Annotated in this window: 17 protein-coding genes; 9 read left to right on the top strand and 8 right to left on the bottom strand. The window is 65.9% G+C overall.

The annotated features are described in order from the left end of the window. Positions 1 to 80: 80 nt before the first annotated feature. Positions 81 to 1016: a LysR family transcriptional regulator gene (locus tag I6F36_RS14010; protein ID WP_035997402.1), complete on the bottom strand. Its 936-nt coding sequence runs from the start codon at positions 1014 to 1016 to the stop codon at positions 81 to 83. A gap of 115 nt (positions 1017 to 1131) precedes the next feature. Between I6F36_RS14010 and I6F36_RS14015 the strand changes: the two genes are divergently transcribed. Beyond that, a complete protein-coding gene (locus tag I6F36_RS14015) occupies positions 1132 to 1830 on the top strand; it encodes a pirin family protein (RefSeq protein WP_225126563.1) in 699 nt (232 codons plus the stop codon). A 45-nt stretch (positions 1831 to 1875) separates the two neighbouring features. Then, positions 1876 to 2475: an NAD(P)H:quinone oxidoreductase gene (wrbA, locus tag I6F36_RS14020; protein ID WP_057028278.1), complete on the top strand. Its 600-nt coding sequence runs from the start codon at positions 1876 to 1878 to the stop codon at positions 2473 to 2475. 66 nt (positions 2476 to 2541) lie between these two features. Here the strand turns inward: wrbA and I6F36_RS14025 are convergent, their stop codons facing one another. Next, positions 2542 to 3426 (bottom strand): protein-L-isoaspartate O-methyltransferase, encoded by an 885-nt coding sequence (locus tag I6F36_RS14025; RefSeq protein ID WP_225126564.1) that lies wholly within the window; start codon positions 3424 to 3426, stop codon positions 2542 to 2544. A gap of 102 nt (positions 3427 to 3528) precedes the next feature. Continuing rightward, positions 3529 to 4005: an Lrp/AsnC family transcriptional regulator gene (locus I6F36_RS14030; protein WP_036021132.1), complete on the bottom strand. Its 477-nt coding sequence runs from the start codon at positions 4003 to 4005 to the stop codon at positions 3529 to 3531. Positions 4006 to 4126: 121 nt separating this feature from the next. Between I6F36_RS14030 and I6F36_RS14035 the strand changes: the two genes are divergently transcribed. Next, positions 4127 to 4666: an alpha/beta hydrolase gene (locus I6F36_RS14035; RefSeq protein WP_225126565.1), complete on the top strand. Its 540-nt coding sequence runs from the start codon at positions 4127 to 4129 to the stop codon at positions 4664 to 4666. A 21-nt stretch (positions 4667 to 4687) separates the two neighbouring features. Here I6F36_RS14035 and I6F36_RS14040 read toward each other — a convergent pair whose 3' ends face one another. The 3 genes from I6F36_RS14040 to I6F36_RS14050 are packed head-to-tail and all read right to left on the bottom strand — an operon-like array spanning position 4688 to position 8289. Continuing rightward, entirely contained in the window at positions 4688 to 5833 is a 1146-nt protein-coding gene (locus tag I6F36_RS14040) for a GNAT family N-acetyltransferase (RefSeq protein WP_225126566.1), read from the bottom strand. Beyond that, entirely contained in the window at positions 5830 to 7182 is a 1353-nt protein-coding gene (locus I6F36_RS14045; protein WP_225171601.1) for an O-antigen ligase, read from the bottom strand. Before I6F36_RS14045 ends, I6F36_RS14040 begins: the two co-directional genes overlap by 4 nt. 3 nt (positions 7183 to 7185) lie before the next feature. Continuing rightward, on the bottom strand, positions 7186 to 8289 hold the full coding sequence (locus I6F36_RS14050) for a glycosyltransferase family 1 protein (protein WP_225171602.1): 1104 nt from the start codon (positions 8287 to 8289) through the stop codon (positions 7186 to 7188). Between the two features lie 250 nt (positions 8290 to 8539). Here I6F36_RS14050 and I6F36_RS14055 point away from each other — a divergent pair, with 250 nt between their 5' ends. After that, on the top strand, positions 8540 to 9526 hold the full coding sequence (locus I6F36_RS14055) for a glycosyltransferase (RefSeq protein WP_035997380.1): 987 nt from the start codon (positions 8540 to 8542) through the stop codon (positions 9524 to 9526). Between the two features lie 11 nt (positions 9527 to 9537). Here the strand turns inward: I6F36_RS14055 and I6F36_RS14060 are convergent, their stop codons facing one another. Beyond that, complete coding sequence (locus tag I6F36_RS14060) at positions 9538 to 10566, bottom strand: glycosyltransferase family 2 protein (RefSeq protein WP_035997377.1); 1029 nt, start codon at positions 10564 to 10566, stop codon at positions 9538 to 9540. Between the two features lie 322 nt (positions 10567 to 10888). Between I6F36_RS14060 and I6F36_RS14065 the strand changes: the two genes are divergently transcribed. The 5 genes from I6F36_RS14065 to I6F36_RS14085 all read left to right on the top strand — a co-directional run bounded on the left by I6F36_RS14065 (position 10889) and on the right by I6F36_RS14085 (position 16731). After that, positions 10889 to 11689 carry a bifunctional 2-polyprenyl-6-hydroxyphenol methylase/3-demethylubiquinol 3-O-methyltransferase UbiG gene (locus I6F36_RS14065; RefSeq protein WP_036021083.1) on the top strand — a complete coding sequence of 267 codons (801 nt, stop codon included), beginning with the start codon at positions 10889 to 10891 and terminating at the stop codon, positions 11687 to 11689. Between the two features lie 291 nt (positions 11690 to 11980). Next, the gene (locus I6F36_RS14070; RefSeq protein WP_225171603.1) at positions 11981 to 14356 is read left to right on the top strand and encodes a Wzz/FepE/Etk N-terminal domain-containing protein; all 2376 of its coding nucleotides are present in this window, start codon (positions 11981 to 11983) and stop codon (positions 14354 to 14356) included. Beyond that, positions 14349 to 15152 (top strand): WecB/TagA/CpsF family glycosyltransferase, encoded by an 804-nt coding sequence (locus tag I6F36_RS14075; protein WP_036021077.1) that lies wholly within the window; start codon positions 14349 to 14351, stop codon positions 15150 to 15152. Before I6F36_RS14070 ends, I6F36_RS14075 begins: the two co-directional genes overlap by 8 nt. 19 nt (positions 15153 to 15171) lie before the next feature. Further along, entirely contained in the window at positions 15172 to 16164 is a 993-nt protein-coding gene (gene galE, locus I6F36_RS14080) for a UDP-glucose 4-epimerase GalE (protein WP_225149341.1), read from the top strand. A gap of 225 nt (positions 16165 to 16389) precedes the next feature. After that, on the top strand, positions 16390 to 16731 hold the full coding sequence (locus tag I6F36_RS14085; protein ID WP_035997356.1) for a hypothetical protein: 342 nt from the start codon (positions 16390 to 16392) through the stop codon (positions 16729 to 16731). Here I6F36_RS14085 and I6F36_RS14090 read toward each other — a convergent pair. After that, positions 16705 to 20811, bottom strand: a complete 4107-nt coding sequence (locus I6F36_RS14090) for a GAF domain-containing protein (RefSeq protein WP_225149342.1) — start codon at positions 20809 to 20811, stop codon at positions 16705 to 16707. The genes I6F36_RS14085 and I6F36_RS14090 overlap by 27 nt on opposite strands. Positions 20812 to 20935 lie beyond the last annotated feature (124 nt).

Below are 20935 nucleotides of genomic sequence, written 5' to 3' on the forward strand. Positions count from 1 at the left end.
TCCAGAATCTCTCCGAGGAGACATGCTGGATTGCTTCGCTGCGCTCGCAATGACGGAGAGCGTTGAAGCCGCGCGCGCTCCTACGACGCTTTGCTTTTCCCGCGCGGCCGCCGCTTGCATGTGCCCGGCAGCTTCGCTGCCAGGAAATCGGCGAGCGCTTCGACGCGCGCGGGGCGGGGGCCGCCGGGCGGGGTAACGAGGTGCACGGCGCCTTCGGCCTGCTTCCAGTCCTTCAGGATGACTTCGACCTCGCCCGACGAGATCGCCTCGCCGACGATGAATTCCGGCAGCTCGGCGATGCCGAGCCCCGCGATCAACGCCGGCATCACGGCTTCGCCGTTGTTGACGCGAAGCTGGCCGCCCGGGCGCACGCTGGCCTGCTCGCCGGCCGAATTGGTGTAGTGCCAGGCGTTGGGCGTGGAGAGATAGGCGTAGCTGAAGCATTTGTGCGCGGCGAGATGCATCGGGTGCGTCGGCCGGCCGTGCTTCTTGAGATAGGACGGCGCGGCGACCGTGTAGCGCGGCATGGTGAAGAGCCGCCGCGCGATCAGCGAAGAGTCCGGCAGCCGCGCGATCCGCACCGCCATGTCGAAACCTTCGCCGATCAGGTCGACGGTCGCATCGCTCAAATGCAGATCGACGGAGACTTCCGGATAGGCCTGGAAGAACTCGGGCAGCAGCGGCGCCACCGCCTTGATGCCGAACGTCATGGGGACGGCGAGCCGCACCAGGCCGCGCGGCGCCACCGACTGCGCCAAGGCCTCGTTCTCAGCGGCCTCGCCGTCGGCCAAGAGGCGCGTCGCGCGTTCGGCCAGCTTGTGGCCGGCATCGGTCAGCGCGAGCCGGCGCGAGGTGCGGTTGAACAGCCGCGCGCCGAGCCGCTCCTCCAATCGCGTGACCGCCTTGGACACCGTGGCCTTGGACATCCCAAGCTCGCTCGCAGCCCCCGCAAATGATCGCAGCTCCACGACTTTGGCGAAGATCGCGAGCGCTTCGAAATCTGGAAGTTTTGCCATGGCAGCCGGTCCTGATGGGGCATTTAAGGAAACAATGCGTTTCGACAGTTTCTATTTCTATACCACAGGCGAAGGCTTATCCAACAGGTCAATCCGACATCAAGGAATTGCACAGATGATCGAACTCAGACCTTTCGAAAAGCTCGGCGGCGCCGATCACGGCTGGCTCAAGGCCAAGCATCATTTCTCGTTCGCTGGCCATTACGACCCGAACAACATGGGCCACGGCGCCTTGCGGGTGTGGAATGACGACGAGATCGCGCCGAACACCGGCTTTCCCGCCCATCCCCACGCCAACATGGAGATCATCACCTATGTGCGCGAGGGCGCGATCACCCATCAGGACAGCCTCGGCAACGAGGGCCGCACCGAAGCGGGCGACGTGCAGGTGATGAGCGCCGGCAGCGGCATCCGCCACTCCGAGTACAATCTCGAGCCGACCAGGACGCGGATCTTCCAGATCTGGATCGAGCCGGCGATGCGCGGCGGACAGCCGACCTGGGGCTCGAAGCCGTTTCCGAAGGCAGACCGCTCCGGCAGGCTCGTCACCATCGCGAGCGGCTTTGCGGGCGACACGGACGCACTGCCGATCCGCGCCGATGCCCGGGTGCTCGCCACCACGCTGAAGGCGGGCGAGAGCGCGGAGTATGAGCCGCAGACGTCGCGGCATCTCTACCTGGTGCCGGCGGCAGGCGTTGTCGAGGTCAACGGCGTCCGCGTCAATGCCCGCGACGGCGCCGCGATCCGCGACGAGGCCAAGCTGAAGATCACGGCGCTCGAAGATTCCGAGCTCGTGCTCGTCGACGCGGCGTGACGAACAAGCAACCAATCACCTCACCCAATCCCAACGGAGACCACCATGACCAAAGTTCTCGTCCTCTATTATTCCGCCTATGGCCATATCGAGGCGATGGCCAATGCCGTCGCCGAAGGCGCGCGCGAGGCCGGCGCGACCGTTGACATCAAGCGCGTGCCCGAGCTGGTGCCGGCCGAGGTCGCGAAAGCCTCTTACTACAAGCTCGACCAGGCCGCGCCGGTCGCCAAGATCGAGGACCTCGCCAATTACGACGCGATCATCGTCGGCACCGGCACCCGTTTCGGCCGCATGGCCTCGCAGATGGCGAACTTCCTCGACCAGGCCGGCGGGCTCTGGGCCAAGGGCGCGCTGCACGGCAAGGTCGGCGGTGCCTTCACGGCCACCGCGACCCAGCACGGCGGCCAGGAGACCACGCTGTTCTCGATCATCACCAACCTGCTGCATTTCGGCATGGTCGTGGTCGGCATGAACTACGGCTTTGCCGGCCAGATGAAGCTCGACGAGGTCACGGGCGGTGCGCCCTATGGCGCCACCACGATCACCGGCGGCGACGGCAGCCGCCAGCCCAGCGCCAACGAGCTTGCCGGCGCGCGTTATCAGGGCCGCCAGATCGCGGAGACCGCCAAAAAGCTGCATGGCTGATGCAACCCGGGCGGCATTCTCAGTCGGGGAATGCCGCCCCAATCCGGAATTGGGATACGGTCACCGCTAAATCTGCGTGATGTCGGCGTGAGGCCGAACCGGCTCCGTCGGTAGAGGTGCGGGCGCCGTCGAAAGCCACCAGCCCTCGCCGGCAAACCAGCATGTCTCGTCGGGGACGCCCTCTCTCCGCAACGACTGCACCCCTTCCCAACCTTTCGTGAACGCCTCGCCCAATCGCCCGCCGGCCTCGGCATCCTGCAATCCCGCGCAGCCGATGAATTGGGCGCGGCTGAGGAATTTCGCCGGCCAGATCGCACCGTCATCCGGCCGCGTGATCATCAACATGCCGCCGTACATGCCTTCGGGCGCGAGCGGAAACACCAGCCGCCCGCCGGGCCGCAGCGCATCGAGCCATTCCGCCGCCGGCTGCGCCGCGCCCGCGCAGACATAGATCACGTCGGCCTCCGGCAGATCCGCCGCGATGCCCGAGCGTCCGCGCACGTCCACATGGGCGACGTCCTTCAGATTGTCGCGCGCAAGTCCCACCAGACGTTCATCGATCTCATAGGCGTGAACGCGACCGTCGGGACCGACGAGATGCGCGAGAATTGCGGTGTAATAGCCGCTGCCGGCGCCGATCTGGACCACGGTCTCGCCTTCCTTCACGGCGCAGCCATTGAGCCAGTAGGCGTGCGCACCGGGCATTCCGATATTGAGACCGCGCGCCGGGTCCAGCGCCAACAGCGCGTTCTGATAGAGGAAGGCGGGATCATCGTCAGGCGTGACCACATAGGGATGACCGCCGAGACAGATCGACCACGGCCCGGGCCCGGCGAACGGCTCGCGCCTGATGGTCCGAAAGGCCTGTTCGAGGCGAGGGTCTGCAGCCTTCGCAGCACCGCAAATCAACTGCGCATAGAATGCACGATATTTTGCCGAACGGTCTTCCATGTCGCCTCCGCGGAATGGAAGCGACGATAACACAACGAGGACGATCATCGGAAGGCTTGCGCAATCGCGGCCTTTGTGACGGCGCCGTGACGTAGCCACGCCTCAACTCCGTTCCATTTTCTTCCTGACGAGGTCCTTGCCGATCGGCCGCACGGGTTCGCTCCGTAGCACCAGCGAGGTCGTCACAGCACCAAAACCGGCGATGCGATCCACGATGGTCTCGAGATCCTCCGGCGCCGGAACGAGCACCTTGAGCACGAAACAGTCATCGCCCGTGACGCGATGGACTTCGATGATGTGAGGGATTTCGCTGAACCGCTTGAGGCAGGTCTTAATGTGCTCGTGCGAGGTGCGCAGGCGCACCAGCGCCATCAGGCCGAGCCCGAGAGCGCGCGGGTTGATGCGGGCGCCATAGCCCTCGATGATGCCGGCTTCCTCGAGCCGCTTGACGCGTTCGGACACGGCCGGCTGGGACAGCCCGACGGAACGGCCGAGCTCGGACAACGGTACGCGCGCATTGGCCTGCAGCGCCTCGAGGATCTTCAAATCCTTGGCATCGATGCTCCCGAAGCGATCCAAACTCAATTCTCCGTTCCACCTTGAGATCATCGGCAGATGGTCGATTTCGCCGATGACTTGCCATGTGATGCAGGACCGCGATCGGTCACACTGCGGTCAACTCAGATATCACGGGACGTTCATGCACGACATCATCACATTGCCCGGGCTCGGCGGCTCCGGAGATACCCACTGGCAGACGCTATGGGAGCGCGCTGACGCGCGCTTCACGCGATTCCAGCCGGCGAGCTGGGACCAGCCGGAGCTCGACGACTGGGAGCAAGCCCTGGAGCACGTGGTCGCGCGCTGCGCCAGGCCGCCCCTCCTGGTCGCACACAGCCTCGCCTGCCTTTTGGTGGCGCACTGGGCCGCGCGCTTCCCTTCCGCGATTGCGGGCGCCTTTCTGGTCGCCGTGCCCGATCCCGATGGCGGCCATTTTCCCGCGGAGGCCGCAGCGTTCAAGCCGGTCCCCGGCGGCGCGTTGCGCTTTCCCGCGCTGATCATCTCGAGCACGAATGATCCATATGGAGCGCTCGAGGTGACACGGCGGCGGGCGCAGGACTGGCAGTCCGGCCTGATCGTGCCGGGCGCGCTCGGCCACATCAATGCCGCGAGCGGGCTCGGCGACTGGCCGCAAGGACGCGCGTTGCTGGATGCTTTCCGGGCGGGCCTTCCGAGGTGATGGCGAAACAGACGGCGCCCGTCAGCGCGCTCCCTTGCCCATCGCCCTCGCCGCGAGGGAGGCGAGCTTCGGATAGCGCCGAAGGCCCTGCGCGGCGTGATCGCGCCAGGCGAAGGGCAGACCGCGCCAGGACAGCGCGACGCTGACATCGGTCAGCGGCACCCTCTCGGCGCCGAGGCGCCGCTTGTAGTCCTGATTGCCGATGCTGAGGTCGAAACGGCGCAGGCCTTGCGCATGCAGCGCCGCCAGGGTGCGCTCGGTGACGAGCAGACCCGGCGAGCAGCTCGACCATTGATCGCCGCCATGGCTGATGCGCAGCAGGACATAGGTCGCGCCATGCTTGACGCCGAGCGCGGTGGCGACAATGCCTTCCTCGCACACCAGTGCCGAGACCATGGCATGACCTCCCGCGAGGCCCCGGCGGACGACCTCGCGATAGAATCGCGCATGTGTCTCGTCGTTGAGAACGAACCGCGAGCCGAGCTTTTGCATGCGTGCCTGCTGCTGGAGATCCATCACGTCCAACAGCTCGTGCGCACGCCCGACATCGGCGGCGATCTCGAACCGCGCACCGGCAAGACGGCTGAAGACCCGCCAGCAGCGCGGCATCTGCAGGCGCTTGATCGCGGCCTGATAGCCGCCATAGTCGTCGCCCATCAACACGAGATTGCCGTTGAGCGAGGAGGATCCGATTCGGCCGAGCGATACCAGCGGGTTCGGCTTGCCGCCGACCTCCGCCGGCATCTTCTTCAGGCGGAGCAGATCGAAACGGTCGGGCAGAGCGCGTAGCGCGCCGATCAGCGCCGTGTTGATCGCGTCCGTCGCGCCCGCATCCAACGCGGCATCGAGCGCCAGGATCGGTGCGTTGTTGTCGGAGACGCCGAGGTCCGCGAACTCGACGATGCGGATGCCGCGCCTGACATGGCTGATCATCGGCACGATTGCGATGTCCTTGCCGGTGGCAGCATCGGAGATCACGGCGATCAGTGGCGCGACGTCGTGAAACGACTCGTACCAGGCGCCGAGCCAGTTAGCATGCTGGAAGGCGGTGCGGTGCCCGGCGCTCAGGCGCGAGGCCGCGTGCCGCCAGTCACGCAGGAAATCGACCGCGATGGCCGACGCGCTGGACGCAAGATCGTCGGGCTGATCAACGCTGAGGAAGGTCATGCGCGGGGCTCGGTCTGCTCGATGCATTGGAACCTCGCCAGGAAGTGCAGGCCGGCCACCGCCAGCGCGAACATGAACCAGATCGGATTCTGTCGTTCGAGCAGGAAGGTCTCGGTGGCACCGTAGTACAGGCCGAACAGCCACACGGTCAGGAACAGCTTGGCCAGTGCGCCACTGCGGCTGTGAGCCTGCGCCGTCTGGAAATTGCGGAGCGGGGCGAGCACGAAGATGAGGATCACCAGCAGCAGCCCCGGCAGACCGATCGTGACCGCGAGATCGAGGTAGCTATTGTGGCTGTGCGCCGCCGATGTCGCCCATTCGGCTCCTTCCGCGGTGGCCCGCGCACTCACGTCGTCCCAGAACGCAGAATAGCCGTGGCCGATGATCGGCTTCTCCGCGACGGCCGCGAGCGCGAAGTCCCAGATCGCGGAGCGTCCGGTGAAGGTGGGATCGAGCGGAAGCAGCCGTGTCATCGCCGCCAGCACCGGACTGACGACACTGCCGACGGTCAACAGGTTCATCGCAACCAGCGGCACGAAGCAGATGAGCCGCTTTAGCCACAGGCTTGGCGTGACATAGACCAGCGAAGCGAGCACGTAGATCGCAAGGCACAGCACCGAGGACGTCTTGCCGCCGGTGAAGATCAGGAAGGTGCCGGCCAGCACGGCGATCACAGGCCCCATCACGAACGAGCCGACGGCGGACAGGTAGATGCCGACATAGACCAGGATGGTCATCACGGCGGAGGCGATATTCTTGTGGCCAAAGCTGCCGCGCCAGTCGCCGGCAAGCTGCGGCTCGGTGACGTCGAGCGCCGTGTGGACCGCATATTGCGGCGCGAGGAAGACGCCGAGATAGCACAGCGCGAGCAGCACGAGCGCGGCGCCGCCCAGGCAAAGGTTGAAGCTGCGCCGCGTCGGCGGCAGCAACGGCAACACGATGGCGAGCGACGTCACGCTGACCGTGAGCACGAATCGCTGCATCGAAACGCCGCGGCTTTCCGAGAACACGATGTTGATCACAAGCCAGACCAGCAGGCAGAGATGCAGCGGCGTCACCAGGCTCTTCAGCGCGAGCGCATCGGTGGCAGCGACACACAGTATAGCTACCGCAGCCAGCAGACCCCAGGCGATATAGGTCAGCGCCATTCGTCCGCCGACGACCATGGTGACGTCGGGATTGCGCAGGTCCGGGAACGGATCGAGTGTCACCAGCACCAGCAGCAGCGCCCCGACCGCGACGAGGCAGCGCGCCACCTGCACGGCATCGAGCCCTGCGAGGCGATCACGCAGGATATGGCCGAACGATCGGGCCCCGACGTCGGTCATGGTGGCGGCACTGCGGTCCATGGCTCAAGACATTCGGTAACGCCAGTGAAGCTTGGGGTCGCGGCTCAACCCTTCCGAGGCTTCGTCAACGGGTCTTGCGGAGGTCTGCGACATCGCGGGCTGCCGCATGATGCTCCGCGCGATCTCGTAATATTGCAGCGCCCGTTGCTCCAGCGTGAGATTGTCCAGGATGTAGCCGCGCGGATCGAACGCGCCCGCGCTGCACCCGGCCCAGAAATTGTCCCAGCCCGTCTCGAAGCCGGCGATGTCGGTGAACTTGACCCCGCAGCGTTCGTCCCAGTACGGCACCGACGACACCGGCGCGAACTGCACGCGATGCGGATAATAGTCGGGGTCGCGCCATGGCCCGCCCGGATCCCAGGCAAACACCGGCACGCCGCAGGACAAGGCCTGCTGATAGGCGATGCCCTGGCTCTCGCTTTGGCACAGGAAGATCATCGCGCGCGAACGCGCGAGCGCCGCCTGAAAATCGGCTTCCTTGTAGCTGCCGTAGCGCAGCTCCGTGAACGAGCGGCCTTCCTTAACGAGCCGGGCGCGCACGGGCTCGATCATCTCCGACGCGTAGCGCTCGCGGTCCCAGTGGACCTTGTCGTAGATCAGGACATCCACGGTCTTTTGCGCTCGAGCCGACGGGGCCCAGAGATTCGTGTCGATGCCGACAGGCCAGGCCTCGGTCTCGGGCCAATATGACCGGTACATGTCGACGTACCAGGGACCGGGCACCACGACCTTCTTCACCGGTAGGCGCTGGAACAAGTCAGGGTCATCGAGCGGATGATTGTGGACGGCAGCGCCGAGCAGGATCGGGTTCTTCCATAGGAACTTGTCGAGCAGGAACGTGCGCCCGACGATACAGGCAAGCTCGTCGGGATGTTCCGCGATGTAGCCATAATCGTTGACGCGATAGCGGATGCCGAGCCGGTCGAGCCCCGCACAGAGATTGAGGAACACGCGCAGCTGGCCGCTCATGCGCGGCTCGCCGAGCAACAACCGCCGAACGATGCGACGCAGATGCCGGTCGCCCGGAAACCAGCGGTCATCCTTGTCCTCGTAAAAGAGGTTCAGGATCATCGTATCGGGGGCGTGTTCGAACGTGTTTGCGGGCACGGGATTCCATCCGCGGCAGTCCGATGCGCATTCTCGCACGAGGCAGTCCGCCGCACTCTTCCAAATTTGCCACAGGCTTAATGCCAGCGGCTTAACGTTATTCTACGAAACCGGCGGCACACGGCCCTTCTCGGCAACGGTTCGAGCGGAATGCGAGTATCATGCGCGCACGCCGGACTTGCAGATCGCCAGCATTACCAGCGCGGCACATGGGGTCCTGGTTAACGGATCATTAAAGGCGAGCCGTAGCTTGATCACCGCTGAAGAGGTTCTCGAACTGCCAGCCGCCTCCCGCGCGGCAGCGCCGGCGCGCTTGCCGCTTCAGGTCGGCTCGACCACACCGGTATCGGTCGTCATTCCGGCCAAGAACGTTGCGGCCTATGTCGGCGAAACGCTTGCCAGCGCTCTGGCGCAGCGCGAGGTGACCGAGGTGATCGTCGTGGACGACGGCTCGGACGACGAAACCGTTGCGATCGTCCGCGGCATGCGTGACCCGCGGCTGCACTTGTTCCACAACGATTCCGCGGGCGTATCGGCCGCACGCAATCTCGGCGCAAGACAGGCAAGCGGCGAGTGGTTGCTCTTCCTCGATGCCGACGACCGCCTGCGCCCAGGCGCGGTGGCGGCGCTGCTCGCTGCTGCGCGTGGCGCGCCGCGCGCCGTCCTCGTCTATGGCGACTACAACACGATCGACAGCGAAGGCCGCCAGATCGGCCGGCGCGGCCTCTTGAAGGGGCGCCGGAAGCCGTCCGGAGACGTGCTGACGCGGCTCGCCGCCGGCAATTTCATCGTCAATGGCGGCATCGCGCTCGCACGCGCGGAAGCTTTCCGCGCCATCGGCGGCTTCGATACGTCCCTCAAATATTGCGAGGACTGGCATTGCTGGTGCCGCCTCGCTGCGATCGGGGAGTTCGCGTTCGCGCCAGAGCTGTTGCTCGATTATCGTCTTCACACCACCAACACCATGAACGCCGCGATCCGGACGCCGAAGGACTTCTTCCCGGCCATCGCGCGGGTGTTCGATGACGGATTGATCCTGGCGAGACTGCCCGAGCACATGACAGCCGGGCTGCGCCTTGCCGCCGAGATTCATCTCGTTACCTACTCGGCGATGCAAGCGGTCCGCTTCGGCAGGTATCGCCAGGCGTTCGCTTATCTCGCGATGATCGGCCGGCAGTCGCTCAAATCGCTGCCACGCTCGGCAATCCGGGTCGCCCTCGCCCGTTTCGGTATCTAATCCTCGCCGCGTCAGGACGCGATCTTCGAGGCCTCGTAAGGCTTCGGCTCGAGGCCGAGGGCCGCCAGGGCGGCGCCAAACGCAACCATCACGGGATGCATCGCGACGACGGCTTTCGACGACGGCAACAAGGCGGCGGCGCGAAGCAGCGACAGCGGCAAGCGGCCCAGCATCTGCGCAAACACCCGCGCCCGCGCTGCTGCACTCGGGGCGGCTTTGTACTGCACACGATAATTGATCGCGCCGATGCGCAAGCCGCGCTTTGCGATCCAGCCGAGGCTGGTGCGGCTACGCGGCACGGTCTCGGTGATGACGGCCTCCGCCGTCCAGTGGAACAGCATACCGGCGTCACGGCACCGCACGAAGAAATCACAATCGCCGCCGCCAAGAAAATTGAAGCGCAGGTCGAACGCGGGACGGTCGAACCGCTCGAAGGCGGCCCGCGTGATCAGGCAATTGCCGCAGCCGTAGATCAGCGGCACCGCACCGCTGTAGTCGTAGGCGGGACAGAAGGCGGGATGACGCGAAAGCCAGGGCTTGCTGTCGTCGTCGAAGACCGGCAGCACCGGCCCGCCAACCACTTCGGCGCCGGTCGCCTCCGCGGTGCGGACCATCAGTTCGAGCCAGTCGCTTGATGCGATCTCGTCGTCGTCGATCATCAGGAAACGGGTGGCGGCGGGAAACAGCTGCTGCGCCGTCTCGAAGGCAGCATTGATCGCCTGGCAATTTCCCTGTCGCTTCTCGATCAGGCAGACGCCCTGAAGCCTCCCATCGGCCAAGAACTCCGCGGCAACCGGCGCGCTTTCGCGCCGCACCGCATCGTTCTCGACCATGACGACGGCAAAGGAACGCGGGGTGCGCTGGTTCGCGAGCGACTCCAGCGTCAGGCGCAGGTGTTGCGGACGACGGAAGCATGGAACGCAGACGACGATGCCGACCGACAGGTCGATGACGCGAGAGCTCGCCACGATCTCCCGGTTGGGATCGCGCACGGCATCCGCGATCCGGGCCGCAGACAGGTCTGTCGGGATCAATGTCATGAGATCTAGATGTCCGAGATGTATTGAAGAATCCCTGCTTCGATCGCGCGTCCCACGACGGCACATCGCCGCGGGACAGATGCGTTTCAAAATGAACGGCTGCCGCGCGGCACATAGCCACCAAGTTCGCCGCGCGTCGTGCTGCAATTGGCGGTCCATGCGCCGACAACGCTCCAACATGAACAATACCGTAGTTAATGCGCATGCGCATTAACCGGGCCGTAAGCACTGCGACCGGTGAGACGGTGCGGCATCGGATTTGCTCTTCGGGCAGGCGCATTTTTTCCTGTAAATTTGAATAGAACAAGCGCGGTCAGAATCCATGAACAAGCCAGCCCCGATCGATTTCGCGACAGCCACGGCGATCCAATTCCCCGCGGCTGCACCATATGCCGAGGCGCTCCATGATCTCGTTCCGGGCGAAGCCCGCGACAGCCTGCTCGCCGTCCACGACGTGCTGTGCCGCGAGCTGCCGCAGGGCCGCCTCGCGATCTATGAGGCGGGCGGCGGCTCGTGCAGCGTTCTGCCACCGGAATTGCTGAGCCGCAGCAAGGTCACCGTGGTCGACATCGACGAGGACCAGGTCCGCAACAACACCTACGCCGACGAGGCGATCCTCGGCGACGTCCAGACCTACAGCTTCGCCCGCGAGACCTTCGATCTCGTGATCTGCTACAACGTCATCGAGCACTTGCCCCATGTCGACGCCGCGCTCTTGAACTTCCGCGATGCGCTGAGGCGCGGCGGGATGATCCTGATCGGCGCACCGAATCCGCGCTCGCTCTCCGGGGTCGTCACCAAATATTCGCCGCACTGGTTTCACGTCTGGTTCTACCGGCACGTCCGCGGCATCAAGGACGCCGGCCTGCCGGGCGAGCCGCCGTTCCCGACGTTCTTCCATCCGCTGGTGACGCTGCCCCGGCTGGAAGCATTCGCGGCCGCCAACGGCCTCGAGATGATCTATCGTCGTGAGGTCGAGAGTCCGCGCTATCCCGAGATGCGCCGGCGCAAGCCGCTGGTTGCGGCCCTGGTCGACGCCGGCGCCGCGGTGCTCAATGCCGTGCTGCCGCGCGGCACCGACGTCCGCCGCGGCGACTATCACGTCATCCTTCGGAGGATCTGACGGCGATGGCACGTGCGCGGCCCACCAACGGACGAACGACGGCTCGCAGCCATGCTGCGCGCGGTAACGAACCGTTAATTCCTGGAAGCGGCGGGTATCGCGGGCGTCATAGGGACGCGCCGAGGGATGGCATGCGCTTAAACGCTTTGTTTGCCATTTCGGTGAATAGTCCCTCAATGAGTATGGTTAATTTTCCCTGTTGCGTTGATTGGGCACCTATATCCCGGGTGCGTGGCGTAAAGCGAAGAGTAACCCCTCAGCCCGCGGCACTTGGAATGAAAGCTGGGGATCATGCTTGATTATAGCCAGCCGATCGATCGAGCCAGACCGGAGGCCGCGCAACGGAAGCCTCAGGCCGGCTTCAACGTGCTGGAGCTCGCCAATCTGCTCTGGCGGCGGAAGGTCGCGATCGCCGCGGCCGCCCTGCTCGGTGCGGCGCTTGCCGTCACGATCGGCAAGAGCGTGACGCCCCGCTACACCGCCACCGCTCAGCTCTATGTCGACCCGCGCGAGCTTCAGCTCGTCGACCGCGAGCTCACGCCCCGGGCCCAGGACGTCACCGGCATGGCCATGGTGGTGGAGAGTCAGGCGCGCCTGATCACCTCCAACAGCGTGCTGCTCCAGGTGATCCAGCAGGCCGGCCTCGACAAGGATCCGGAATTCGGAGGCGGTGAGGCTGGGAGCCTGATGTCGTCGCTGCTCGGCCTGATCGGCCTGCAACCGCGCGCGCCCTCCGCTGCGGAGAAGAGGGAAGTGGAGCTCGCGGCGCTCGATGCGTTGAACAAGCACATCGCGATCCGCAAAACCGAGAAGAGCTTCATCGTCGACATCGAGGTCTGGTCGACGGATCCCGCCAAGGCGGCGATGCTCGCCAACACGCTGACCAATGCCTATCTCGCCGAGTCCCGCAAGTCGCAGGCTTCGGCGGCACGGCGCGCCACCAACGATCTCTCCAGCCGTCTGAAGGAGCTGCGCGACCGGCTGCGTAACGCCGAGACCGCGCTGGCGACCTACAAAGCCCAGAACAATTTCGTCGGCACCCAGGATGCGCTGATCAGCGATCAGCAGCTCTCCGCCAGCAACCAGCGGCTTTCCGCGGCCCGCGCGGCGACGATGGACGCGCAGGCGCGGCTCGACCAGATCGAGGCGAGCCGCCGCACCGCTGCCGATGCCGGCGCGATTCCGGAGGCGCTGCAATCGCCGACCATTGCGAATTTGCGCGCGCAATATGCCGACGCCCGGAAGAAATATGCGGAGCAGGCCGGTGAGCTCGGCCCGCGCCATCCGGCGCTGCGCCAGACCGAGAAGCAGGTCGAGGACCTCAAGCGCACCATCAACGAGGAGATCGACCGCTTCGCCCAGTCCGCCAAGAACGATCTGACGCGCGCCCGCCACTTCGAGGCCTCGCTCAACCGCGCGCTGGAAGCGCAGAAGCGGCAGAGCGTTCAGCTCAGCCAGGCCGCCGTGCGCCTGCGCGAGCTCGAGCGCGAGGCCGACGCAAGCCGTGACGTCTATCAGTCCTTTCTCAAGCGCTCCCGCGAGACCGAGGAGCAGGAGAGCCTGAACACCTCGGCCGCCCGCGTCATCGGCGAGGCGACTGTGCCGCAGCGGCGCTCGTTCCCGCCGGCCATGAGCCTGTTCGCCATGATCGGCTTCATCTTCGGGGCGATCGCAGCATCGAGCTGGTTCGTCGTTGCAGATTTGCTTTTCGCCGGTGCAGCCGCGCCCGCGACGCCGACACCCGCCCGGCGTGAGCGCTCGCCAGCGCCGCAGGCGTCCCGAGCACCGGAGCTCCCGCGCGCTGCAGAGGTTGCTCAGCCGCGCCAGGCCCCGCGCGCTCCTGAAGCTGCGCCGTCGATGCCGGAGCTCGCCGCGCCCCCGCTGCAGCCTTCGATGGTCGAGCAGCCAATGATCGAGAAGCCGCTGATCGCACGCTTCCAGGAGGCCGACGTCATCCATACGCTCGGCGCCATACTTCCCACCGGCGGCGGCGTCGATCTCACGCGGCTGGGTTGGCCGACGCTGCGCCCCGGCTTTCCCATGACGAGCTTGCTCAACGCCTGGCGCGACATGCGCGCCGCGGTGACGCGGCGCGCCGGCGGCAACGCGATGCCGGTCGTCGCGCTCGTCGGCACCGGCAAGACCAGCGGCCGCAGCGTGGCCGCGCTGAACTTCGCGCTGGCGGCCGCACGCGACGGCGCCCGCGTGCTGATGATCGATGCCGACCATCAGGCGCGCTCGCTCACGAACAGGGTCATCCGTCCCGGCAAGAGCGAGCCGAGCAGGCTCGGCTGGCTCTCGATCGGCAGCAAGGACGCGCGCGAGATCAAGACGGTCAACGGCATCTCGGTGCTGCCGGCCGCCGAAGGCGACGCCGGCAAAGCCGCCGATGCCATCCACAAGGCGATTGTGCAGGCCCATTCCGCGGGCGGCTATGATCTCGTGATCCTCGACGGCCCGGCCATTCCGCTCGCGGCCGGCGGCCGCAAGCTGCTCGAGGACATCGACTCGCTGGTGGCCGTGCTGCCGACCAGCCTCGACGTCAACGACAGCCTGGAAGAGATCCTGGCCGCGCTCGGCCCGGCCGAGCGCAAGCTCGTCGGCGTCGTGCTCGACGAGCTCACCCCTGCAATGCAAACGCGCCAGCGAGGCAGACAATATGCTTGAGCGCCGCGTCAACCTCGACGGACGGGCAGCAACTGCCGAGGTGCCGAGAATCACCGTCGGCGGACTTCGCATGGCCGCGATCGACCTGGAAGAGACCGCCGATTTCATGATCGAGGCGACGAATCCCGACCATCGCATCGGCCGTCCGCTGTTCCTGACCTCGGCCAATGGCGAGGTGCTGGCGCGCTGCTCGACCGAGCCGCAGACCGAGCAGCTGTTCCGTGCCGCCGATTTGATCAACGCCGACGGACAGCCGCTGGTCGCCGCTTCAAAGCTGCAATCCTGGTTCCCGCTGCCGGAGCGCGTCGCAACCACGGACCTGTTCCACGTCGTCGCGCGCAAGGCCGAAGCCGCCGGCCGCACCTTCTACATGTTCGGCGCAAGCGAGGCCGAGAACGCCGCGGCGGTCGCGAACGTCCAGAAAATGTATCCACGTCTCAAAATCGTCGGGCACAGCCACGGCTATCTGCGCGGCGAGGCGCTGCGTGCCAAGGTCGAGGAGATCAACGCCCTGGCACCGGACTATCTGTGGGTCGCGCTCGGTGTGCCCAACGAACAGGCATTCGTGAAGGAATTCACGCCGCATCTGACCAATGTTGGCGTCATCAAGACATCCGGCGGATTGTTCAACTTCTTGTCAGGCAGTCGTTCCCGCGCGCCGCAATGGATGCAGAAGATCGGGCTCGAATGGGCCTGGCGCACCTTGCTCGAGCCGCGCCGTCTGCTCTGGCGTTATTTGACCACCAACCCCCGCGCGCTCTATCTTCTCTTCAGCCGCAACCGGCCCCTCCGTTAAGAGAAGAGCAGAATACGACATGACCGACCGACCGACCGTCCTCGTCACCGGGGGCGCTGGCTATATTGGCTCGCATGCCTGCCGTGCATTGTCCGCCGCCGGCTATCAGCCCGTCGTTTATGACAATCTCTCGACAGGTCATCGCAGCTTCGTATCGGGCCCGCTGGTGACGGGCGATCTGCTCGACGGCGCGGCGCTGGCGCGCGCCTTCGCCGACCACAAGATCACGGCGGTGATGCATTTCGCGGCGGCGAGCCTCGTCGGGGAATCCATGACCGACCCGCAGAAATATTACATCAACAACGTCCAGGGCACGCTGTCGCTGCTGCAGGTGATGCGCAACGCGGGCTGCCATCGCATCGTGTTCTCCTCGACCGGCGCCGTCTACGGCAACGCCGATTCCAAGGCGCTGCCGGAAGACTTTCCTTGCGCGCCGATCAATCCTTACGGCGCGTCGAAATTGATGATCGAGCGCATGCTCGCCGACTACCGCACGGCCTATGGCTTCGGCGCGTTCTGCCTGCGCTATTTCAACGCCAGCGGCGCCGATCCGGCCGGCGGCATCGGCGAGCTGCGCGACAACGAAACCCACCTCATTCCCCGCGCGATGATGGCGCTTCAGGGCCATGTCGAGTTCGCGGTGTTCGGCGACGATTACGACACGCCCGACGGCACCGCGATCCGCGACTACATCCATGTCACGGACCTTGCGGCGGCGCATGTGGCGGCCTTGAGGCTCTTGGAGCAAGGCCATGCCGGCGACAGCTTCAATCTCGGCACCGGCTCCGGCTTTTCCGTGCGCGAGATCCTCGACGCCATCAGGCAGGAGACCGGGCGCGAGGTGCCGCACACGATCAAGCCGCGCCGCGCCGGCGATCCCACCTTTCTGGTCGCCGATCCCTCTGCTGCAAGAAAGGTGCTGAACTTCGTTCCGCGTCACTCCGACCTACCGACGATCGTCCGCACGGCCTGGGCCTGGCACCAGAAGGCGCATCCGTTCAGGCCGCGTTAGGCAATCGCGGCTCCGATCGCTTGCTTGCCGTGCCCTGCAGCGGCTAGAACGACTTGTCGCGGCTGCGCCGGCACATTGCCGACAGCCGCGCGATCCGCATTGCCGACGGCCATGTCGGCCTTTCATGGTTCGGTTCGCTTGCACGAGCCGATTTTTCCGAGCGACGTGACGATCTAGTCAGCGTGTCGACCCCTCGTCGGACGCGATTCCGGGAGCATCGACCACATGCATCAGGCTGCCCGCCTGGAATTCGAGCGCGTGATGGAGGAGTTCGTCCGCTGGCATGTGGTGCCGGAGAACGAGCGTTCGCCCGCGCCCGCCTGGTGGTGGGGGCCCGCGATGGCCGTGGTCGACGACCAGGAGCCGATGAGCGCAACAAGCTGCTGCGCGTTGAACGTGAGCGAAGGGACGAGCTTCGCCGAGGGCGCGCGCGCCATTCTCGCGCTGTTCACCGAGCAGACGTCACTGACCGGTCCCCAGGACTTTCCGAGCAAGGCCGAGGGGGAAGAGCACGAGGTGCGCGAGCTGCACCCGCAGCCGTCAGACGACAGCGCGTTTCAGCCCTGAGGCTGCGTCTTCGTCGGCCGCTTCCGGCTGGAGCGGCGGCGCGACGGGCAGCGCCATGGGCCGCAGCAGCTCGCCCATCTGCCGCGCCGGCAGCGGCTTGGAGATCAGGAAGCCCTGCATCTCGTCGCAGCCATGGGCGCGCAGGAATGCCTCCTGCTCGGCGTTCTCGACGCCTTCGGCGACGACGGTCATGCCGAGGGCCTTGCCCATGCTGATGATCGCCTGCGCGATGGCCTGATCCTCCGAATCCTGCGGCAGGTCGCGCACGAAGGAACGGTCGATCTTGATCGTGTCGATCGGGAAGTGCTTCATCAGCGACATCGACGAATAGCCGGTGCCGAAATCGTCGATGGCGAGACGGATGCCGCGGCTCTGGATGGAGTCGAGCACCTTCAGCGCGCGGCCGACATTGCGCATCATCATGCTCTCGGTGACCTCGAGCTGGAGCAGCACGGGCGACATGCCGGAGGCCGCCAGCGCCTCGTCCACGTCCTGCAACAGATGCTCGTCGGCAAACTGCCGCGGCGACAGGTTGACCGCCATCGACAGCGGCAGCAGGCCGCGGCGCTGCCAGGCCATGGCCTGCGCGCAGGCCTCTTTCAGCACCCAGCGGCCGATCGGCACGATCAGCCCGGTTTCCTCCGCAAGCGGAATGAACTGTGCCGGCGAGACGTTGCCGAGATCGGGATGCGTCCAGCGCAGCAGCGCCTCGACGCCCGTGATCTGACCCGTCGCCATGTCCACCTTGGGCTGGTAGTTGAGCGAGAACTGCTCGCGCTCCAGCGCGCGGCGCAGTGCGCTCTCCAGCGACAGCCGCTCGATCGACTGCGTCTTCACCTCGTTGGAGAAGAAGCGATAGCCGTTCTTGCCGTCCTCCTTGGCGAGGTACATCGCCATGTCGGCGTTCTTGGTCAGCGTCTGGGCGTCGGAGCCGTTGGCCGGATACATCGCGATGCCGATCGAGGCGGTGGAATGGCACTCGTGGCCGGCCAGCTGCATGGGCTCGGCGAGCGCGGCAAGCAGCCCGGTGGCGATGCGCTGGACGTCCTCGATCTCGCCGCACTGGTCGAGGATCACCACGAACTCGTCGCCGCCGAGGCGCGCGACCACGTCGCTCGCCCGCAGGGCGCCGCGCAAGCGGTTCGCCACTTCGAGCAGGAGCAGGTCGCCGGCCTCGTGCCCCAGCGAATCGTTGATGACCTTGAAGCGGTCGAGGTCAATGAACAGCACCGCAAATCGGTGATCGTGGCGTTGCGCCGCATCGATCGCCTCGCGCAGCAGGGCGTTGAAGGTCTCGCGGTTCGGCAGATCGGTCAGGCTGTCGTGCGAGGCGAGGTATTCGATGCGCTCGTCGGCCTTGTTCTTCTCGTCGGCGCGATCGAAGTTCTCCATCGCGAAGGAGACGTTGTCGGCGAGGCGCTGCAACAGCTCGACGAATTCGGGCGTGAAGGTCGCCGGTTCGGTCGACATGTAGATCATGACGCCGACCGCCTGGTCGTGCACGATGAGCGGAAACGCGGCGCCCGACCGCGCGCCGTCCGCGCGCACGATGGGGTGGAAGACACGGACGCGGTCGTCGTTGAGATAATCGTTGCTGATGCAGGGCTGGCGCGTGCGGAACGCCGTGCCGCTCATGCCGCGCCCTTCCGGCCGTTCGGGATCGACGGAAAGACGGACATTGCGCGTGGTGCCGGCGGAGGGACCTGCGGCGGCGACGATCTCGAGCTGGTCCGTGCCGGGTCTGGCCAGGGCAATCGTGGTCGAAGTGAACTTGGCGCCGTTCGACGCCGCAAGGCAGACGAGGTCGAACAGCTCGGCCCGCGACTTCGCGCGCATGATCGCCTCGTTGGTCGCGCTCAGCGCCGCGAACATGCGCGTCAGGCGCTCCTTCTGCGCTTCGGTGCGGGCCTTCTCCTCGGCGCGCTCGAAATTGTCGAGTGCGAAGGAGACGTTCTCCGCGAGCCGCCCGAGCAGCTCGACCAGATCGGGCGTGAACGTATTCTCTTCCGGTGCGAGGAAGAGCAGAATGCCGACCGGTTCCCGTCCCGCTCTCAGAAGCGGGAAGCTCGCCGCAGCCCGCGTTCCATCCTCGATGGCCTGCGCGCGCCAATATGCGGAGCGCGGCTCGTTCAGATAATCGTTCATCACACTGGGCCGGCACGTCCGCAGCGAGGTGCCGATGATGCCCTGGCCCTCGGGATGGTCGGCGGAAATGATGCAGGTACGCCCGCTCATGCGCTCCTGCAAGCGTCCCTTGACGGCAACGACGCGGACGAGTTCGCGTGCTTCGTCGATGATGCCGATCGTCGCCGAGGCGAACAGATCGCCGAGCACGGCCGCCTGGCAGGCCGCGTCGAACAACTCCTCGCGCGTCTTGGCGCGCATGATGGCTTCGTTGGTCGCGCTCAGCGCCTCGAACATTCCGCTCAGACGATTGCGCTGCTTGTCCGCCCGCGCCTTCTCATCGGCACGGTCGAAGCTTTCGAGCGCGAAGGCGACGTTGGCCTGAAGCTTGCGCAGCAGCTCGACGAGCTCCGGCGTGAAGGTGCCGCGCTCCGGGGAGTTGAACAGAAAGACGCCCTCGACCCGGTCGCCGTTGAACAGCGGCAAGGCCGCGGAGGATGCGATGCCGGTGCGGCGGGCGCTGGCCTGCCAGGGCGCAATGCGGTCGTCGGCGAGCACGTCGTTGCTGACGGCGGGCTGGCGCGTGCGAAACGCGGTGCCGGTCAAGCCGCGCCCTTCGGGCACCTGGTCGGAGGTGGAGAACGTGAAGTTGCGAACCTGATCCGCATTCGGGCCGTAGCAGGCGACGACGCGCAGCAGCCCGGTCCGATCGTCGACCAGCGCGACGGTGGCTGAGGTGAACTTTGCTCCCGTTGCGGTCGCCTCGCAGACGAGGTCGAACAGCTCAGCCCGCGACCGTGCCCGCAGGATCGCCTCGTTGGTGGCGCTGAGCGCTGCATACATGCGCGCCAGGCACTCTTCTTCGGCGGAGATCCGGGCTTTCTCGGCCTCGCGGCCGAAATTCTCGATCGCGAAGGAGACGTTCTCGGCCATGCGCAGCAGCAGCGCGACGATCTCCTCGTCTTTGGCCCAGGACCGGCTGATGAAGAACAGCAGCACGCCGACGCTCTCGCCGTGCCTGATCAACGGCGCGACCACGCAGGCGGCGACGCCGGTGTTGACGTTGGCCTGCTCCCACGGCGTGCCCCTGGTGCGGCTGGCGAGATCGGCCTCGACAATGGCTTTCTGCGTCCGGAACACCTCGCCCGAGATACCCTTGCCGTAAGGATTGTCCGGATCGACCGAATAGCGTGCCTGGGTGACGAGATCGAGGTTCTGCCCGGTGGCGGCGACAGGCTTCATCCAGTGCGAGTCCGGCTCGCGAAGTAGCACGATGGTCGCCAGCGACTTGCCGCTGTGGACCGAAGCGTCGCACACGAGCTGGTATAGCTCCCGCTCGGTCTTGGCGCGCAGGATAGCTTCGTTGGTGGCGCTGATGGCGCCGAACATGCGGTTGAGGCGCCGCGTCGCCCGCTCGCTGGTCTGCCGCGCGGTCTCACGGGCGAAATTGTCCAACGCGTAGGAAATGTTCGCCGACATGCGCTCGAACAGTGACACCATCTGCTCGTTCAGCGAGTTGGCCTCGCTCCGCGTCACATACAATACGCCGACGCTCTTGCCATTGCAGAGCAGCGGCAGCGCCGCGGCCGCACCGATATGCGCCTTGGCGGCGCCTTCGCGCCACGCCAGCGAGCGCGGATCGTTCAGATAGTCGTTGCTGACGCACAGCTTCTGATCGCGAAACGCCTCGCCGCCGACGCCGGCTCCTTCTGGCGTGCCGGCTTCCGTCGTGATCACGATCGAGCGGAGCCGCGCAACGTCATCGCCACAACCGGCCGCGTAGCGCAGCCTTCGGCCGTCCGGCTCGACCAGGAAAACGGCAACGGCCAGAAAATCCCCGCTCGAAAACCCGGCGTCGCAGACCTTCTGGTACAGCTCCTCCGGCGATCTCGCGTACAGGATCGCTTCATTGATGGCGCTCAACGCCGCAAAGGTGCGCGCGAGTGTCGTCGGCACGATCTCAGCTCCCAGGCATTTCTGCCTATTTATCCCGGGACCTTTATGCGCGGCGATCGCCTAAGTGGTCGTTATTGCGCGGCGCAAACCGTCGATCAAAGTGAACGAGCTGCGAACGAGCGCG

Source organism: Bradyrhizobium sp. BRP19 (assembly GCF_020194195.1).
Lineage (GTDB): Bacteria > Pseudomonadota > Alphaproteobacteria > Rhizobiales > Xanthobacteraceae > Bradyrhizobium > Bradyrhizobium yuanmingense.

Bases quoted from the DNA above. Each gene is read 5' to 3' on its own strand.
- I6F36_RS14045 (WP_225171601.1), bottom strand. From the start codon at position 7,182: ATGGACCGCAGTGCCGCCACCATGACCGACGTCGGGGCCCGATCGTTC.
- galE (WP_225149341.1), top strand. From the start codon at position 15,172: ATGACCGACCGACCGACCGTCCTCGTCACCGGGGGCGCTGGCTATATT.
- I6F36_RS14075 (WP_036021077.1), top strand. From the start codon at position 14,349: ATGCTTGAGCGCCGCGTCAACCTCGACGGACGGGCAGCAACTGCCGAG.
- I6F36_RS14040 (WP_225126566.1), bottom strand. From the start codon at position 5,833: ATGACCTTCCTCAGCGTTGATCAGCCCGACGATCTTGCGTCCAGCGCG.
- I6F36_RS14065 (WP_036021083.1), top strand. From the start codon at position 10,889: ATGAACAAGCCAGCCCCGATCGATTTCGCGACAGCCACGGCGATCCAA.
- I6F36_RS14060 (WP_035997377.1), bottom strand. From the start codon at position 10,566: ATGACATTGATCCCGACAGACCTGTCTGCGGCCCGGATCGCGGATGCC.
- I6F36_RS14070 (WP_225171603.1), top strand. From the start codon at position 11,981: ATGCTTGATTATAGCCAGCCGATCGATCGAGCCAGACCGGAGGCCGCG.
- I6F36_RS14085 (WP_035997356.1), top strand. From the start codon at position 16,390: ATGCATCAGGCTGCCCGCCTGGAATTCGAGCGCGTGATGGAGGAGTTC.
- wrbA (WP_057028278.1), top strand. From the start codon at position 1,876: ATGACCAAAGTTCTCGTCCTCTATTATTCCGCCTATGGCCATATCGAG.
- I6F36_RS14015 (WP_225126563.1), top strand. From the start codon at position 1,132: ATGATCGAACTCAGACCTTTCGAAAAGCTCGGCGGCGCCGATCACGGC.
- I6F36_RS14025 (WP_225126564.1), bottom strand. From the start codon at position 3,426: ATGGAAGACCGTTCGGCAAAATATCGTGCATTCTATGCGCAGTTGATT.
- I6F36_RS14035 (WP_225126565.1), top strand. From the start codon at position 4,127: ATGCACGACATCATCACATTGCCCGGGCTCGGCGGCTCCGGAGATACC.
- I6F36_RS14010 (WP_035997402.1), bottom strand. From the start codon at position 1,016: ATGGCAAAACTTCCAGATTTCGAAGCGCTCGCGATCTTCGCCAAAGTC.